Origin of the sequence: Agarivorans sp. QJM3NY_30, from assembly GCF_050870855.2 — a bacterium.
Classification (GTDB): Bacteria; Pseudomonadota; Gammaproteobacteria; order Enterobacterales; family Celerinatantimonadaceae; genus Agarivorans.
The window spans coordinates 799,450-816,811 of sequence record NZ_CP194038.2 but is presented as its reverse complement, the minus strand read 5'-3'; the positions used below and the strand labels follow the sequence as shown (position 1 = coordinate 816,811).

At 45.8% G+C, this 17,362-nt stretch carries 18 protein-coding genes; 12 read left to right on the top strand and 6 right to left on the bottom strand.

Going from position 1 to position 17,362, the window contains the following annotated elements; all coding sequences use genetic code 11:
• Positions 1 to 6: 6 nt before the first annotated feature.
• Positions 7 to 2,472 (bottom strand): ATP-dependent helicase HrpB, encoded by a 2,466-nt coding sequence (gene hrpB, locus ACRRSX_RS03660; RefSeq protein ID WP_432454574.1) that lies wholly within the window; start codon positions 2,470 to 2,472, stop codon positions 7 to 9.
• A gap of 155 nt (positions 2,473 to 2,627) precedes the next feature.
• Here hrpB and sfsA point away from each other — a divergent pair, with 155 nt between their 5' ends.
• The 11 genes from sfsA to ACRRSX_RS03605 all read left to right on the top strand — a co-directional run bounded on the left by sfsA (position 2,628) and on the right by ACRRSX_RS03605 (position 12,082).
• Positions 2,628 to 3,329, top strand: a complete 702-nt coding sequence (sfsA, locus tag ACRRSX_RS03655; RefSeq protein WP_432454575.1) for a DNA/RNA nuclease SfsA — start codon at positions 2,628 to 2,630, stop codon at positions 3,327 to 3,329.
• 334 nt (positions 3,330 to 3,663) lie between these two features.
• Positions 3,664 to 4,107: an RNA polymerase-binding protein DksA gene (dksA, locus tag ACRRSX_RS03650; RefSeq protein ID WP_432454576.1), complete on the top strand. Its 444-nt coding sequence runs from the start codon at positions 3,664 to 3,666 to the stop codon at positions 4,105 to 4,107.
• Between the two features lie 68 nt (positions 4,108 to 4,175).
• Complete coding sequence (gluQRS, locus tag ACRRSX_RS03645) at positions 4,176 to 5,045, top strand: tRNA glutamyl-Q(34) synthetase GluQRS (protein WP_432454577.1); 870 nt, start codon at positions 4,176 to 4,178, stop codon at positions 5,043 to 5,045.
• Between the two features lie 442 nt (positions 5,046 to 5,487).
• Positions 5,488 to 6,828, top strand: a complete 1,341-nt coding sequence (gene pcnB, locus ACRRSX_RS03640) for a polynucleotide adenylyltransferase PcnB (RefSeq protein ID WP_432454578.1) — start codon at positions 5,488 to 5,490, stop codon at positions 6,826 to 6,828.
• A gap of 2 nt (positions 6,829 to 6,830) precedes the next feature.
• Positions 6,831 to 7,331, top strand: a complete 501-nt coding sequence (gene folK, locus ACRRSX_RS03635; protein WP_432454579.1) for a 2-amino-4-hydroxy-6-hydroxymethyldihydropteridine diphosphokinase — start codon at positions 6,831 to 6,833, stop codon at positions 7,329 to 7,331.
• Positions 7,332 to 7,385: 54 nt separating this feature from the next.
• Positions 7,386 to 8,180 carry a 3-methyl-2-oxobutanoate hydroxymethyltransferase gene (gene panB, locus ACRRSX_RS03630; RefSeq protein WP_432454580.1) on the top strand — a complete coding sequence of 265 codons (795 nt, stop codon included), beginning with the start codon at positions 7,386 to 7,388 and terminating at the stop codon, positions 8,178 to 8,180.
• Positions 8,181 to 9,041, top strand: a complete 861-nt coding sequence (gene panC / locus ACRRSX_RS03625) for a pantoate--beta-alanine ligase (protein WP_432454581.1) — start codon at positions 8,181 to 8,183, stop codon at positions 9,039 to 9,041.
• Positions 9,042 to 9,054: 13 nt separating this feature from the next.
• A complete protein-coding gene (gene panD, locus ACRRSX_RS03620) occupies positions 9,055 to 9,435 on the top strand; it encodes an aspartate 1-decarboxylase (RefSeq protein WP_432454582.1) in 381 nt (126 codons plus the stop codon).
• Between the two features lie 237 nt (positions 9,436 to 9,672).
• Positions 9,673 to 10,077: a hypothetical protein gene (locus ACRRSX_RS03615; protein WP_432454583.1), complete on the top strand. Its 405-nt coding sequence runs from the start codon at positions 9,673 to 9,675 to the stop codon at positions 10,075 to 10,077.
• A 75-nt stretch (positions 10,078 to 10,152) separates the two neighbouring features.
• Positions 10,153 to 11,244, top strand: a complete 1,092-nt coding sequence (locus tag ACRRSX_RS03610) for a methyl-accepting chemotaxis protein (RefSeq protein ID WP_432454584.1) — start codon at positions 10,153 to 10,155, stop codon at positions 11,242 to 11,244.
• 1 nt (position 11,245) lies between these two features.
• Entirely contained in the window at positions 11,246 to 12,082 is an 837-nt protein-coding gene (locus ACRRSX_RS03605) for a nitrate- and nitrite sensing domain-containing protein (protein WP_432454585.1), read from the top strand.
• Here ACRRSX_RS03605 and trmB read toward each other — a convergent pair.
• From trmB to hpt, 4 genes are read right to left on the bottom strand one after another with little or no spacing between them, the layout of a single operon-like run.
• Positions 12,079 to 12,747 (bottom strand): tRNA (guanine(46)-N(7))-methyltransferase TrmB, encoded by a 669-nt coding sequence (gene trmB / locus ACRRSX_RS03600; RefSeq protein WP_432456104.1) that lies wholly within the window; start codon positions 12,745 to 12,747, stop codon positions 12,079 to 12,081. The two genes, ACRRSX_RS03605 and trmB, sit on opposite strands and share 4 nt — an antisense overlap.
• The gene (locus ACRRSX_RS03595) at positions 12,744 to 13,517 is read right to left on the bottom strand and encodes an ABC transporter permease (RefSeq protein ID WP_432454586.1); all 774 of its coding nucleotides are present in this window, start codon (positions 13,515 to 13,517) and stop codon (positions 12,744 to 12,746) included. Before ACRRSX_RS03595 ends, trmB begins: the two co-directional genes overlap by 4 nt.
• Entirely contained in the window at positions 13,514 to 14,431 is a 918-nt protein-coding gene (locus ACRRSX_RS03590; RefSeq protein ID WP_432454587.1) for an ABC transporter ATP-binding protein, read from the bottom strand. The genes ACRRSX_RS03595 and ACRRSX_RS03590 overlap by 4 nt, the downstream gene beginning before the upstream one ends.
• 55 nt (positions 14,432 to 14,486) lie before the next feature.
• Positions 14,487 to 15,017, bottom strand: coding sequence for a hypoxanthine phosphoribosyltransferase (gene hpt / locus ACRRSX_RS03585; protein WP_432454588.1), 531 nt, complete (start codon positions 15,015 to 15,017; stop codon positions 14,487 to 14,489).
• A gap of 292 nt (positions 15,018 to 15,309) precedes the next feature.
• On the opposite strand from hpt, the gene ACRRSX_RS03580 reads away from it, so the two are divergent.
• Positions 15,310 to 15,927, top strand: coding sequence for a TetR/AcrR family transcriptional regulator (locus ACRRSX_RS03580; protein ID WP_432454589.1), 618 nt, complete (start codon positions 15,310 to 15,312; stop codon positions 15,925 to 15,927).
• A gap of 34 nt (positions 15,928 to 15,961) precedes the next feature.
• Here the strand turns inward: ACRRSX_RS03580 and mpl are convergent, their stop codons facing one another.
• Complete coding sequence (gene mpl, locus ACRRSX_RS03575; RefSeq protein WP_432454590.1) at positions 15,962 to 17,311, bottom strand: UDP-N-acetylmuramate:L-alanyl-gamma-D-glutamyl-meso-diaminopimelate ligase; 1,350 nt, start codon at positions 17,309 to 17,311, stop codon at positions 15,962 to 15,964.
• Positions 17,312 to 17,362: the final 51 nt, after the last annotated feature.

The following is a 17,362-nucleotide window of genomic DNA, read 5'->3' as shown; positions in this document are numbered from 1 at the left end:
ACTGCCTTACTGCTTTAATTGACGTTTGGTTTTATGGGTGGCTTGTGCCAGAACCGGATCATCGGGCCATGGGTGCTTAGGATAACGCCCTTTCATTTCTTTTTTTACTTCTATATAAGCTGATTGCCAAAAACTGGCTAAATCTTGGGTTCGCTGTAATGCTTTCCCGCCAGGGGATAATAGCTCCAGTGTCAAAGCGATTTTATTCCCCAGCCGTGGCGACTGCGGTTGGCCGAACATCTCTTGCAGTTTAATCGACACCATCGGCGCTTGCCCCAACTGATATCGAATGGTCGCTCGATTTCCCGAAGGCGCTAAATAGTGGATCGGCGCATATTGTTCCAGCTGCTGTTGCTGCTGCCAAGTGAGTCGCGATTTAAGTAACGCTAACCAATCAAGGTTTTTAAGTTGCTGCCAACTACGGCACGCTTGTAGATCCAGCAATAGCCACTGTTCAACCTCGGCGAGCAAGGCCTGCTCACTGTAATCGGGCCAAGCCAATTCACTAAACCACTGCTGAGCACAACATACCCGCTGTAACCATGCTTGGGCTCGTTCACCAATCGGTAACCAGGCAAAACCCTTACTATGTATTTGTTGCAACCAGGCTTGGCTAATTTGCCTAGGCTCAAAGCGAGTTGAAGGCTGTCGATGTAATACCAGTGCCCCCAGTTGTTTACGTTGCTCCGCAACAATTCGTTTCGCCGAATCAGACCAACTGCAATACAACTGAGTACTAAAACGCTCGGCTTGCCGCCTTTCAAGCTCAGCTAAATCAAGTGGACAAGCTAGCGCCAGCCGCGCTTGAGTACGTCCTTCTGGCCAATATAAATCAACCACCACCAACGCTTGCTGTTTCAGCAAGGGGTGTTGCTCATCCAATTCTAAACCAAACCCCGCGCTACAAGTATACGCCGTTCCTTGCCGCTTTAAGGCGATCCGATCAGGAAAAGCTTGGGCCAATAGTAAACCATCCCATTTGGCATCGATGGGGTCGGCAACCGTAACCTTAAAACGCTGAGCGAGCTGGCCAAGCTGCTGTTTATATTGTTGCTTCGCGGCGCCTTGTAAGTTAAGGATGGCTTGATTCGGTTCATCGGCTTTAATGGGTAAGTTCAATTCTAACAAGGCAACCAATTGGCAAGCTCGCCATACCAAGCCGGCTTGCGAAAACTGTTGCTGCCAGCGCTGAGCTTGTTCAATAAGAGCAAACATACGCGGTCCAATTCCCGCTCGGCCAAGTCGCTCGGCCGTTGGGCTTAGCCGCCCTTGTGAGGTCATCAGTCCCAACTCAATCAACAGCTGCTCAGCCTGAGCTAAGTGGGCCGCAGGCGGCGCATCCAGCCAAGTTAACTCTGCCGCATTAGCCCCCCATTGCAGCAATTCGATCTGCAAACGACTCAATTCACTGCGACAAATTTCTGGGCTATTGGCAAAGGGACGATGATTTAACTGTTCTTCACTATATAAGCGATAACAGTGGCCCGCTTGTAAGCGTCCAGCCCTCCCCGCACGTTGGATAGCCGAAGCCTTGCAGATCATCTTGGTTTGCAGGCGGCTGGTTCCACTGCTTGCATGATAACTCGCCTGCCGCTCGAATCCACAGTCAATCACGCAGCTAATCCCATCGATGGTTAAACTCGTTTCAGCAATATTGGTCGCGAGTACCAATTTGCGCTTCCCTTGCGCGGGTGGCTGGATTGCCGCTTGCTGCTCAGCCAAGGACAACTGGCCATATAGGCAGTGCAGCTCTAGCTCAGCGGGCAGCTCAGCAGACAAATATTGAGCCACCTGACGAATTTCGCCGCTACCAGGCAAAAATACCAACAGATTCCCCACCTGCTCTGATACCGCCAGCATACAGCGTTGCGCCACACGTTCGCTCCATTGCCAATCGCGTGCTATCGGATGATAACTGTAAGTAATAGGAAAGCTACGCCCTTCACTCTCAAGTAATAAGGCATCGGGAAGGATTTGCTGTAAATGCTCACTTTCTAAAGTGGCCGACATTAACATCAACTTTAATTCGGGATTAAAAGCTTGCTGCACCTCCAAACTGAGCGCTAAACCTAAATCGGCGTGGAGACTACGCTCATGAAATTCATCGAAGATAAGCAACCCGACTCCGCTCAATTCAGGATCGCTTTGGATCAAACGAGTTAATACCCCTTCGGTCACCACCAATAACTGGGTATTCGCTGACTGGCGGTTATCGCCGCGCATTTGATAACCAACCCGCTGACCAAGCGCTTCACCTAATTGGCTCGCCAAGTATTGGGCGATGTTGCGAGCCGCTAAACGACGGGGTTCCAGCATAATAATTTTCCCCTTGAAAGCGGCTTGTTGCAGCAACATCAAGGGCAGAGCTGTCGACTTGCCCGCTCCTGGCGGAGCACACACAATAAAGTTTTGCCGTAAACTGAACTGCTCTAACAAGGCAGGGAAAATCTGTGCTACCGGTAACGCACTCAAAGCAGCTCCTAAACTTAAATCATTATAAAACCTGCTTAGTTTAACCAATTCGCGCGATCGACCCAAGTAACGAACAACGAAGATACCACTACGCAAGCCAGCCGTGAAAATGCTAGCATCAAATCATCTCGAATCATTTACCGACAGTCAGCCCCATGCAATTTAAGCCACCTTTACAAGCCGCGATCCTACTCAAACGATATAAGCGCTTTCTAGCCGATGTAAGACTCGCCGACGGCAGCGAAACCACGATTTATTGTGCCAACACGGGGGCAATGACTGGCTGTGCCGAGCCAGGTAGCACCGTATGGTATAGCCAATCGAGTAACCTCAAACGCAAATACGCCCTCACTTGGGAACTCTGCCAAACAGCCAATAACGACATCATCTGCGTGAATACCGCTCAAGCCAACCACTTAGTCGAAGAAGCAATAAACAATCAGCAGATTGACGAACTGAAGGCTTACCCCAATATCCAACGCGAAGTGAAATATGGAAGCGAGAACAGTCGCGTCGATTTTTTACTGAGCGCTCCTGAAAAGCCACTATGCTATCTCGAAGTCAAGTCTTGCACTTTATTACAACAAGGAAAAGGCTACTTTCCCGATGCGGTTAGCCATCGGGGGCAAAAACATTTGCGAGAGTTAATGGCGATGAAACAACAGGGACATCGTGCGGTACTATTGTTTGCGGTACTCCACAGCGGTATTAACAATGTACAGGCTGCCGCTCACATCGATCCTCAATATGCAGCTTTGCTCGAACAAGCAAAACAACAAGGCGTGGAAATTCTAGCCTACAAGGCTAGTCTCAGCCCTCAGGCCTGTCTTTTACAACACCCATTAGCAAGCTATTAAATCACCCGCATATTGCAATATACGTGTATACTTATATTCACATATTGGTAACACGAAGCTAAGTAAACTCAAGCCAGACCATTCCTTACGGACCAACTTGATCCTTAGCGGCACCACTGCTGAATTGATCAACAGTGAGTCATTCTCCCTGACAAATATAGGAGCGGTTAATAAATCGACAAACAGTCCAAAATGTTTCACTGAGCTTAGGTGGCAATAGCAAATTCGTTTCATTTTATTTGCGGTAACTAATCCTTTCTGATATAGATACCCGCCTAAATTTACATCCTCGACTATTAAACGAATAAAGTCGTACGGAATTTGGGAGAGAAGTATGCCTGAAGGCAAAAAGAAAACACTAGGTGTGCTCTCTATCGCAGGGGTTGAACCTTATCAAGCTCAGCCTGGCGAAGAGTACATGAACGATGCTCAGATTGACCACTTCCGAATCATACTTGAAGCGTGGCGTAATCAACTTCGTGAAGAAGTCGATCGCACGGTTACCCACATGAAAGACGAAGCGGCTAATTTCCCTGATCCAGTTGACCGAGCGGCTCAAGAGGAAGAGTTCAGCCTTGAACTTCGAACTCGCGATCGCGAACGCAAACTGATCAAGAAAATCGAGAAGACCTTGCTCAAGATTGATGAAGACTTCGGTTTTTGTGATGCCTGTGGTGTCGAAATCGGGATCCGTCGTTTAGAAGCAAGACCCACAGCCGATCTGTGTATCGATTGTAAAACCCTAGCTGAGATCAAAGAGAAGCAGCTGGTAGGCTAGTTTATTCAAGTTTAGGCAGAGATGAGCTCAGTTTCGTTCTGCCTAAACTTATTAGCCATCACTTAACTATGGACACTAAGCCCTACGTAGGCCGCTTTGCACCCTCCCCTTCAGGCCCCTTGCATTTAGGCTCGCTGGTTGCCGCCCTTGGCAGTTATTTACAGGCCCGAAGCCACAATGGCCAATGGCTAGTCCGTATCGAAGATATTGATCCGCCCCGAGAGCAGCCCGGTGCCAGCAGCCTGATCTTAAGACAACTAGAACAGTTTTCGCTCTACTGGGACCAAACTGTATGCTACCAAAGCCAACGCTTAGACAGCTATCAACAATTCATCGACCAATGCTTACAAGACCACAAAGCTTATTTTTGCCAGTGCTCTCGCAAACAAATTAAAGCCGATGGCGGTTACTATTTAGGCCACTGTCGCCATAAACAACCCAAGCAAGGTGATTTAGCAACTCGCTTGATGACTGACCACCCCATTTATCAATTTCAAGACGGTCTGTATGGCAAGGTCTCGATTACGCAAGCCTTAGCCGAAGAAGACTTCATCATTCAGCGACGTGATGGTTTGTACGCCTATAATCTTGCGGTAAGTTTGGATGACTACCAACAAGGTATTACCGAGGTGGTACGCGGTGCTGATCTGATCTTCACCACCGGACGCCAACTGAGCATTTTTAAATTACTAAAACAGCCAGCGCCACGTTATCTCCACCTTCCCCTGATTTATGACGCACAAGGCCATAAGCTGAGTAAACAGAATCACGCGCCTTCAATTTCGGGCAAGCAAGCGCAACAACTGTTGCTGCATGCGCTAGGCTTTCTAGGACAAACGGTTGAAACGGGTTGGATTGAACTCAGTTGTGAACAAATATTGACCGAGGCAGTCATCAATTGGCAGCTAAAAACAATCCCTAAAACAGCGCTCCGCTAAAGTCGCTTAGGATTTCGAAGTCAACTTGGCTTCAAGTGGATACAAGAACAGCCATTAACGCTCACCAAGCCCTACACCGATAGACCTTCCCTTTAGCCTAAGAATTAAAAGCTCAGTCGTTAAGGCATTGAATAATACCAACCCGCATCAATCAACTGACTCTAAGCTTTGTCATCGGCGCTTACAGATAGCTCCTATCACTTATTTAGTCCCAACAGCGAGCTTATTTGCTTTGCCTCACGCCAAGCCATCGTACTGTTTTGTATAAAGAAGCAGCAAAGAGTGACCGGCTGGATAGACAAAGATCGACATGCTAGAACCGTGAATTGGTTGTATTTTTGTGTAAAAAAGCTATATTAGCGCCTTATTTTCACCATGTAGATAATGCGCGCTCAAGGGGGCACCCATTTTACGCAAACTCGCCAAAGTATATAAACGGATCATGCAAACCAATAGTGCCGAGCCGGCCAAACTGGTGCAACAAGTGATCCCGCGTGCCGAACACAATATTTCCCGTCAGGATATTAGTGAAAATGCACTCAAGGTATTATACCGTTTACATAAGTCTGGTTATAAAGCCTATTTAGTAGGTGGCGGCGTAAGGGATTTACTGCTCGGCAAACAACCTAAAGACTTCGACATTGCAACCAATGCGACACCAGAACAGATCAAAGCCTTATTCCGTAATTGCCGCTTAGTGGGTCGCCGTTTCCGTTTAGCACACATTTTATTTGGGCGCGATATTATCGAGGTTGCCACCTTCCGAGGCCATCACGATAGCGATGCTGCAAACAACGAATCGAAACGCAGTGAAGAAGGCATGCTGCTAAGAGATAACGTTTACGGTAGCGTTGAAGAAGATGCCGAGCGCAGAGATTTCACGGTGAACGCCTTATATTACAATATCGCCGATTTTTCAGTGGTCGACTTTGCTGGCGGAATTACCGATATTGCCGAACGACGCTTACAACTGATCGGCGAGCCGGAAACGCGTTATCGAGAAGATCCGGTGCGGATGCTCCGCGCGGTACGTTTTGCCGTTAAGCTCGATTTTAGTATTGCGCCAGAGAGCTTAGCCCCTATTGCTCAACATGGGCATCTACTAAAAGAGATCCCTTCCGCCCGCTTGTTTGAAGAATGCCTCAAGTTATTTTTAAGCGGTGAAGGAAGAGATACCTTTAAGATGTTGGCCGAAACCCAACTTCTTTACCCATTATTCCCCTTACTCAAACCCTTATTACAGCAATGGGATGAAGAATCACCAGAACTACGCTTCATGCTTATGGCGCTAGCCAGCACCGATAAACGGGTAAATGGCGAGCAAAAAGTCACGCCAGCCTTCGTTTTCGCTGCTTTACTGTGGCCTTTATTGGAAATTAAGAAAGACGAGTTATTAATCGAACTATCACTTGGCGAGCATGATGCCTCTGCCATGGCGATGAACTGGTTACTAGAACAACAATGCAAGAGCGTCGCAATACCTAAACGTTTTACCACTGGTATTCGCGAAATTTGGCAGCTACAAGCAAGACTTGATCGTCGCTTCGGCAAGCGCGCCTTCCAAACCTTTGGTCATCCTCGTTTTAGAGCCGCCTTTGACTTCTTAGAATTACGCGCCAAGGCCACTCAAGAACCCAAATTATTGGAGCTTAGTCAATGGTGGCAACAATGGCAGCGCAGTAATGAGCAAGGTCGCAATACCATGGTGCGAGAACTCAATAAAACGTCTGCCCGCACCAAGAGCCGTCGTCGCCCCCGTAAGCCGAAAAAAACTGACGATTAACCATGGCTCGTTGTTATCTTGCCCTAGGCAGTAATCTAGTCGATCCACTTCATCAGGCAATAGCAGCTAGACGCGCACTGGCTGCTCATCCACAACTGAAATTAGTGGCTAGTTCATCCTTGTATCGCAGTCGCCCGATGGGACCACAGGACCAGCCCGATTATTTAAACGCAGTATTCAGTTTAGACACTTCCTTACAACCGCTTCAGCTACTCGATCTCACTCAATCCATCGAGCAACAACAAGGTCGAGTTCGCAAAAATCAACGTTGGGGACCACGCACCTTAGATCTCGATTTATTGCTCTACGCCAATCAAATCATCGATAGTCCCCGACTAACCGTACCGCACTATGGCATGAAGCAGCGAGAGTTTGTATTATTACCACTTGCTGAAATAGCCGTAGATTTATGCTTACCTGACGGGAGTCAGCTACTAAAATTAGCAGAATCTATCGATACTAACGGCTTACAAGTTTATAAACGTCCACTCGAATGGGCGTAAACAAAAAATTCACTAACAAATTTATGCCTATCTTGGTGTAAACGGTAACCTATTATGAGCAGAATAACGGTTTCTCAATTACAACAATTTAAACAGAATAACCAGAAATTCTCCTGTATCACCGCCTATGATGCGAGCTTTGCCGCGTTATTTGACCAACTTGGCATGCATCTGCTACTCGTAGGTGATTCACTAGGGATGGTACTACAAGGCCACCAAGATACCCTTGCAGTAACTGTTGATGAGATTGCCTATCATACCCGATGTGTGGCTCGAGGGAGTGACACCAGCATGATTGTTGCCGACCTTCCTTTCATGTCTTACGCCACACCCGAACAAAGCTACCAAAATGCCGCTAAGTTAATGCAGGCAGGCGCTCAAATGGTGAAGTTAGAAGGCGGAGAATGGCTGAGCCAAACCATCACAGGCCTTGTTGAGCGGGGGGTACCGGTTTGTGGTCATCTCGGTCTCACGCCACAATCGGTGCATGTATTTGGTGGTTATAAAGTACAGGGGCGAAGTGAACAACAAGCACAGCAAATGCTCGACCACGCCAAGCGCTTGGAAGCCGCTGGTATACAATTATTAGTATTAGAGTGTGTTCCATTGGCCTTAGCCCAGCAAATTACCGCCGCATTAACTATCCCTGTCATCGGTATCGGTGCTGGTAATGTAACTGATGGGCAAATTTTGGTGATGCACGATGCTTTTGGCGTTAGCAAGGGGCATATTCCCAAATTTTCGAAAAACTTTTTAGCCGAAACGGGGGATATCGCCAGTGCTGTTAGTCGTTACATCAAGCAAGTGGCTTCCGGAGAATTTCCCGGCACAGAGCAGAGCTTCAACTAAATGATTAAAGTCATTCAGCAACCCGACGAGTTACGCTCGCAATTAGATCATGTTCGCCACCAACAATTACGAATTGGTTTTGTCCCCACGATGGGCAACCTACATGCGGGTCACATCGCACTTGTCAAACGGGCGCAGACCGAATGTGACTATGTAGTGGTGTCTATTTTCGTGAATCCGCTACAGTTTAACAACCCCAATGATTTGGCAAACTATCCGCGCACCCTTGAGCAAGACTTAACAGCCTTAACGGCAGCTGGTGCAAACTTAGCATTTGTGCCAAGCCCTGAGACCTTGTATCCAAACGGCTTAGCCGAAGAAACCAAAGTTCAAGTCCCTGGTTTATCCACCATCTTAGAAGGGGCCTTGCGGCCTGGACATTTTGATGGTGTTTCGACCATCGTTTGTAAATTATTTAACTTAGTACAGCCTTCAGTGGCAATTTTTGGCGAGAAAGATTTTCAGCAATTAGCCTTGATCCGTAAGATGACACAAGACCTCCTGTTGCCAATCCAGATTATAGGGCTGGCTACGATACGAGAAACCGATGGACTCGCGATGAGTTCGCGTAATTCTCGACTAAGCCCAGAGCAACGCCAAGTGGCACCACAACTGGCCAAACAGATGTACACATTAGCCGAGCAATTAAGCTACGGCAACCAGCAATCGCTATCCATTCAAGCCAAACAACAGCTTGAACAACATGGTTTTATTTGTGACGGGATCGATATCGTTGACGCAGATACACTCGCTCCCTTAACGCCTCACTCACAACGTGCTGTTATTCTACTAGCGGCCTTTCTCGGGGAAGTTAGACTCATCGATAATTGCGTGATTGCGCTGAAACAAATCGTCAATTAATAGAGAGAAGTCCATGCAAACAACCATGCTTAAAGGCAAGTTACATCAGGCTCGTGTAACTCATGCAGAACTGAACTATGAAGGCTCCTGCGCCATCGATCAGGACATTTTGGATTTAGCCGGCATACTGGAATACGAGAAAATAGATATCTATAACATCGAGAATGGTGAACGTTTTTCAACATACGCCATTGCAGGCGAACGCGGCTCTAAAATCATTTCAGTGAATGGTGCCGCTGCCCGACGAGCCGCCGTCGGCGATCGCGTCATTATTTGTGCCTACGTAGGCCTTGATGCCAAACAAGTGCAGCAACATAAACCTTCATTGGTATACCTCAATCAGCACAATGATGTGGTTCGTACCAGTAAGGCGATTCCAGTGCAACTTAGCTAAGCTCAGGATTGTGCATTCCTTAAAAAAACGCACTAAATTAGTGCGTTTTTTATGAGTGGCCTCTCCGCAACACCGCGCTCAACAAGCAAATTAACACCCAAGACACGACAACCACACAGTTCACTAACATTTTTCAAAAAACTAGCGATATATATGGTGAGAAAGCCTTCATTCTAGATTATGGTTTGCTTTTTGCTAAGATCCTTCTAGTTCGGTTTCTGGCACAGGAGCGCAGCGGTGCTGAGTGTATGGTTTGTGATATTGAGTTTATTCGTCGTAGCAGTCATTCCTATTCCTGCAATTATCCGTGCTCGTCGCGGTGTAGCACAGCAACAACGGGCCAAATACCAACGGCTGATCCTGTCGCTAGATCGGAATCTACGACGCCATTGGCGCCTGCAAGCACAACAACTGGCTCAATCACGACTTCCCAGTGTGGCACTCGCAAGCACCAAACAACAAATAGACGAAACCTTGGTGTTATTAAATACCAAGATAAATAACCAGTATTATGAAGAATTTAATGATCTTATGCTGCATTGGCACAAACTTAATCGGCGCCAGCAATTACCGCAACTACGCTATCACCACCAGCAAATGCTACGACTTTGCCAAGACTCTCTCAATCACGCTTTAAAATAAAATCATCAAAAAGGAATGGTCTTTGCTTTATCCGATAAACAACAGCATCAGTGTTCATCCCAGCAAGGACTATACATGCGTAGAGCAAGGGCTATTTTCTACTTATTTTTATTTAGTCATCTACTAGTCATCAGTTTGAGTCTACTGATATTACTGCAATATCATTCGCAACTCAGCCTTAGTATGGTATCCGTTAACATCGTATTCGCCATCGCCAACCTGTACTTACTTAAACTGCTGACCGCCCATGTACAACACCCCGTAGAGGAACACAGTAAAGGTTTTGCGGCATACTTCTTTCACAATACCCGTTATCAACAATTAGATCTGATGAGACAACAGCAACGCCAAGTTGCCCAACACCAAGACGCCCTTGCGGAAATTAGCCACTGCTCCAAAGAGCTCTCTCAACAAGCGCAGTCGGTCGCTCGCGGGGCACTACAACAGGCCGCCGCGAGTGAGGCCTCGGCAAGCGCAGTGATTGAAATGAGTCAAAGTATCAAAGATGTCGCTGAACAGGTAAAAAACGTGGCAAGCGCGAGTACTGAAGCAAAACACTACTCAGAGCTCGGCCAAAAGGCGGCTCTAAGCGCTCAAAAAGTCACTGAAAAAATGGTCCACAAGGGCACCACTAGCCTCAATAAGGTCACTCAACTTCATCAACAATCACATACTGTCAGTCATATTTCTAAAACCATCGAAGAGATAGCCGAGCAAACTAATTTACTTGCCTTAAATGCATCGATTGAAGCTGCGCGGGCTGGCGAACATGGGCGAGGATTTACCATTGTCGCCGATGAGGTTCGAAAATTAGCGAAGCGCAGTTACCAATCGGCGAATGAAATTAGCAGTAGTATGAAAGATGTGAAAACCAATATCGATGAATTACTAGAATCTATCACTGAACTGGCCGAACAGGCGCAGCAGATCCAGCACACCGTTGATGATTCACGCCAGCAGTTACTTGCCATTTTCGATAAGAATCAACAATTACAAACACAAATAGCCATCATCGCCAGCAATAGTGAGCAACAATATACAGCCACTATAGAACTGTCCAAAAACATTAATCAAGTGGCTGATTCCGCGCGGCAAAATACCTCTAGCGCAGAACAAAGCGCCGATATTGCACAACACCTTAGCGTGTTAAGTCAGCAAGGAGCGTAACATGAATACCAGCGCGATTATCGCCATCAGTGTCTTAAGCATCATTGCTCTGGGGCTCAGCCTCTCCTGGCTGCTAGGCAAACAACACAGCCAACAGCAATATGCTGGGCTAAATACTTTAAAACAACTCAAAAATCTGCTCGTTGCTTTACAAAAGCACCGTGGATTGAGCTCTGCGATCTTAAAAGGGAATACTCAAGCAGAAGCTGAGCTTGCCACACAACAACAGCAAATTCGCCGCTATCAAAGCACCCTCTGCGAAGATCAGTTCATCGCCGAGCAAGCTCGTTGGGACAGCTTTAGTCAACACTGGCAAAGCCTGCAACACAGTTGGCAGAATAACAATTTAGAAAATAATATCGCTCAACATAGCCTAATGATTAAAAACCTACTGTTTTTAGCCCAAGATTTAGCTGGTTTTTACAGCTTGGCCAACCTCAGTAAGCAGCATAAAAATATCGATTTTCTCTGGTTTGAACTATTAGAAACCGCTGAATCTATCGGCCAAGCAAGAGCGCTTGGCTCAGGCTTGGCCGCTGCCAATCAAAGCAGCAGCGTCGAGCGGATCCGCTTAGCATTTTTACACAACAAGATTGCCCAAATAGATGCACATTCTCTCAATCACTTTGCCGATAGTTTCATTCCACAGGATCCCAGTTATCAACCTTTACTAGAAAAACTGCTTCAGACCATTCAGCTAGAACTCATTAACAAACCTCGACCAACCATCAATGTTGCCGATTATTTTCAGCAGGCTAGCGCCGTATTAGATGGGCTATACCAGCTATTTGATGCAGGAATAGCCCATTTGGAAGCAAACCAGACGACGAAACATTAAGCCGATAACTGGCTGCGTAACTGCCATAAGCCTTGCCCACTATTTTGATATTTGCGCTCGAAAGCGGTCATCGGTGTTTCGGTTTGATAAGGGAGAATTTGACTACTGTAACCCGCTAATTGTAAGGCCATTTGAAATTCATCTAAATAGGTCTGCCAATTACTACGCAGCTCTAACTGCCCGCCAAGTTTTAGGAGGTAGGGGAACACCGCGCTCCCATGCCAGCGCCGCTGCAGATGCCGCGACTTTGGCCAAGGATTGGGATATAACAAATAGTGATGGCTTGGCTGCCAGCCAGCTTCACAAGCCAAACGCCAAAAATCGTTTAAATCGACTTGTAGCAAAATATAATTTTGCCCGGCTTGGTCAAAATGCGCTTGGTGCTTGGTTAAGCGGTGAGCCGACTTATCTAAGCCAACAACCAAGGCCTCTGGATGAAGTTGAGCAAGCGCAGCCGTACTCAGTCCGGTACCGCAACAAGAATCCAATATCAGTGGGCGGTCTGCAGTAGCAAGCTGCTTTTCTAAATTCAAGAACGCTTCTAAGGTGTGCTGTTGATAAGGCTTTTGGAAGGGCTGCTGTAAGTGGCGTCGCACCACTTTTTGCAAATTCTCGTGAATACCTTGTTGATTAGAGCTAACACTGCGAGAATTCCCCTCCATTATGACCTCAAACCATAACCACGTTTAATTAAAATAAATGCCCATGTATACAAGATAGCAATCGACGCTAATATCATCGTATACGATAGCACTAGCGAAACATCACTAATACCCAGAAAACCGAAACGGAAAGCATTCACCATATAAACAATAGGGTTCACTTGTGATAAGCCCTGCCAAAAGCTTGGCAACAAACTAATTGAATAAAAGACGCCACCTAAGTAAGTCAGTGGCGTCAAAATAAAGGTAGGAATAATACTGATATCATCGAAGCTATTGGCATAGATGGCATTAATCAACCCCCCTAAAGAAAACAAAATGGAAGTGAGTAGTACTGTGAAAATAATGGCCGCTACACTATGCAGGTGCAAAGGTACAAAAAACAGCGAGACCATGGTCACAAGGAAGCCGACACATAAACCTCGCACCACGCCACCGCCCACAAAACCTAAAATAATAATATAATTTGGTACTGGCGCGACCAATAACTCCTCAATATTACGTTGAAACTTACAGCTAAAAAATGACGACGCCACATTGGAATAGGAATTGGTAATCACCGACATCATGATCAAACCTGGCACGATGAACTGCATATAACTATAGCCGCCCATTTCACCGATTCTCGAACCAATCAAGTTACCAAAAATAACAAAATATAAACTCATGGTGATCGCTGGAGGTACTAGAGTTTGCACCCAAATTCGACCAAAACGAATGACCTCTTTGGTTAAAATACTACTCAGCGCAGTCCAATATAAGCTTAAATTCATGCTTGTCTCCCATCAGCGACTAAGTTGACAAACAATTCTTCCAAACGGTTCGCCTTATTGCGCATACTTTTCACCACAATGCCTGCTTCATCAAGCAAACGGAACACTGCATTCAGGCCCTGTTGTTTTTCAACATCCACTTCTAACGTATGAGCATCGGTTACTCGAGTGGCGAAACCATTTAATGCCACCGTTTCGATCCCATCTTCAATATCAAAAATAAAAGTTTCGATGTTTAAATTAGACAACAATTGCTTCATCGAAGTGTTTTCAACCAACTGCCCCTTATCGATGATACCAATGTTACGGCAGAGCATTTCCGCCTCTTCCAAATAGTGAGTCGTAAGAATGATCGTAATGCCTTGAGCATTGAGTCGCTGAAGAAAAGCCCACATCGAACGTCTTAACTCAATATCAACCCCAGCGGTCGGCTCATCTAAAATAAGAAGTTTAGGCTCATGCATCAATGCCCGTGCGATCATCAAGCGTCGCTTCATCCCGCCAGAGAGTTCGCGAGCACGTGCATCGCGTTTTTCCCACAAATCCAGTTGAGAAAGATAAGTTTGCGCACGCTTCATCGCCAGTGCTCGGGGAACCCCATAATAACCAGCTTGATTGACCACAATCTGTAGTACTGTTTCAAACTGATTGAAATTAAATTCTTGTGGTACTAGTCCAACAAAAGATTTAGCCGCTTCTAAGTCGTGATCGATATCGTGACCAAAAATTTTCACGCTACCGGCTGATTTATTCACCAATGAAGTAATGATGCCAATCGTGGTCGACTTCCCCGCTCCGTTAGGTCCCAAAAGTGCAAAAAAATCTCCCTGCTCTACCGATAAATCAAACCCTTTTACCGCCTGAACACCACCGGGGTACGTTTTTTGTAAACCTTGAATTGCTAATGCCTGCATAATCACTACTTAAATGAAGATAAAAGATGGGCCCCTAGGCCCGAAGATAGTTGGCTTAATCTAGCGGAATAACTTTGCCTACATAAGGTAAATTGCGATAGTACTGGTCAAAATCAAGTCCATAACCAATAACAAATTCATCGGGAATAGAAAAACCAATCCAATCAACAGGCACTTCAACTTCTCGACGTGAAGGCTTATCCAATAATGTACAAATAGCCACACTGTTTGGTTCACGCAAGGACAGCATCTCTTTAACCTTGTTCAGAGTGTTGCCCGTATCAATAATGTCTTCGACAATGATCACATCACAGCCTTTAATGTCATCATCTAAATCTTTCAATACTCGAACATCACGAGTACTAACCATGCTACTACCGTAACTCGATACAGTCATAAAATCGAAGGTTAGCTTGCGATCAATCTTACGAGCCAGATCAGAAAGAAAAATACATGAGCCGCGTAACAACCCAATAAGTACTAATTTTCGGTCAGTGGGGTAAGCGGCATTTATCTGCTCTCCAATAGCCGTTACTCGTTGTGCAATATCTTGCTCACTGATCATTTCTTCTACGCGATGTTTCATAACTCTGACCTATTAATAAACTGATTTCCATCAGTAAAAACTTGGATAAACCGGACCTAAAAAATACATAAACACACGATATTTCAATGAATTAACAAAAAAATCATTAGTTACTTATGTCAGTAACTATTAATTAGCTTGTAAATACACTATGATTTAGCTGAAGGTATTCGCATGTTCGTGTATGTTTCAGCACTGAACGCCATATTTTAGATGATTTTTGTCTGAAATGGTAAGCAACAAATGCCTCATAAAAAATAATAATTGAAACAACAAACGCGAGAACTAAAATATGCAAACTAGCACCTTAAGACGCCGTACTCGGCTGTCGCCTGAAGTACGTCGTAAACAGCTCATGCAATGCGCTGTTGAAATTTTCGCCCGCCGTGGTATCGGTCGCGCAGGTCATGCGGAAATCGCAGAACTTGCAAATGTATCGGTCGCAACGGTTTTTAATTACTTTAATACCCGCGAAGACTTAGTTGATGCCGTTTTATCGGAAGTAGAGCAAACCATGTTAGGCGTAGTTGAACAAACTTATCCTAGCGATGAAAATGCCATTACTGCCGTTCAGCACCATCTATCAGCACTTGTTGAATTGGTTTACACCAACTCGGATGTCATTCACATTTGGTTAGAGTGGAGTTCTTCGGTACGCGAAGATGTTTGGCCACGCTTCAGTAATGTAATGGCTAAAATCAATCAACAAATTGGTGAAAGTATTCAAGCTGGTTTCGACAACAATGAAATTAGCAGTGCCTTGAATGCCTTACAAGCGGCTCAAACGATTAATGCAGGTTTGTACCTAGCGGTACAAATGATTAATCGTCCAGACAGCCCAGAGCGCCAAGAAGTGGTCGACTTTCTTAACGACTTTGTATTGTCGTTATTACGCCCACCGGGTCAGTAACTAAAAACGATCAAGGGCCTCATCAGGCCCTTTTTTATTGGCTTAATAGCGCTTTTAATTTGCCATGGATCCCTTCGAAACCACCATTACTCATGACTAGTATTTGATCGCCACCACACATCACCGACTTCACTTGTTCGACTATCTGCTCAACAGTTTGAAACACTTTTGCTTGTGCTAACTGTGCTGCCGTATCACATATATATTGATTATCCTCGTTCGGTTGATAGAGGTAGACCAAGTCAGCCAGCTGTAAACTCTCGGCTAACTTTTGCTGATGGATCCCCATCTTCATGGTATTAGAGCGCGCTTCTAGGATTGCAATAATCCTTGCCTTGCCCACTTGCGCTCTTAATCCTGCAAGGGTGCTCTGAATCGCACTGGGGTGATGGGCAAAATCGTCGAATAGGCGAATATCATCCAACTTAGCAAGTAACTCTAATCGACGTTTCGGAGGCAGAAAACGCTGCAAGCTTTCAATCGCAAGCGCTGGCAATACCCCGACATGCCTTGCTGCGGCTATCGCCATTAAGGCATTTTCGGCATTGTGCTGCCCAATCAGCGACCAACTTAGGCATCCTTGTTGTTGTCCATCAAGACTAATGGTTAACTCACTACAATCATCTTTAAGCGCCTGCCACTGCCAATTTTGGCCCTCACCAGTGAGCTCCAGTTCCGACCAACATCCCATGGCAATCACGTCTTGTATCGCTTGATTCATCTTTGGCGCAATGATCCGGCCTGAGCATGGGACAATTCTCAACAAATGATGAAACTGTTTTTGTATTGCGGCTAAATCTTCAAAAATATCTGCATGATCAAATTCAAGGTTATTGAGTAACAATGTTCGAGGTTGGTAATGAACAAACTTAGAACGCTTATCAAAAAAGGCGCTATCATATTCATCCGCTTCAACCACAAAAAAAGGAGTATTTCCCAAACGAGCTGAACCGGAAAAGTTGCGAGGCACCCCCCCAATTAAATAACCAGGCGCCAGACCATTATCCTCGAGGATCCAAGCAAGCATACTGGCAGTCGTTGTTTTACCATGAGTCCCAGCCACCGCCAATACCCATCGATTAGGCAGGATGTGATTGTTTAACCACTCTGGGCCAGAACAATACTTTAAGCCTTTGTCCAGCACATACTCGACACAAGGATTACCGCGACTCATCGCATTACCAATCACCACCAGATCGGGTGCGGGTTCAAGCTGCGAAGGATCATAACCTTGAATCAGCTCAATCCCTAAAGACTCCAATTGAGTGCTCATCGGTGGATAAACGTTCAAATCACTACCAGTGACTCGCATGCCAGACTCTCGGGCTAACATGGCTAAGCCGCCCATAAAAGTTCCACAAATACCTAGAATATGAATGTGCATAAATGTTCGTTGTTCTAAAGCAAAAATCTAAGCCTTAGAATAACATCGAAA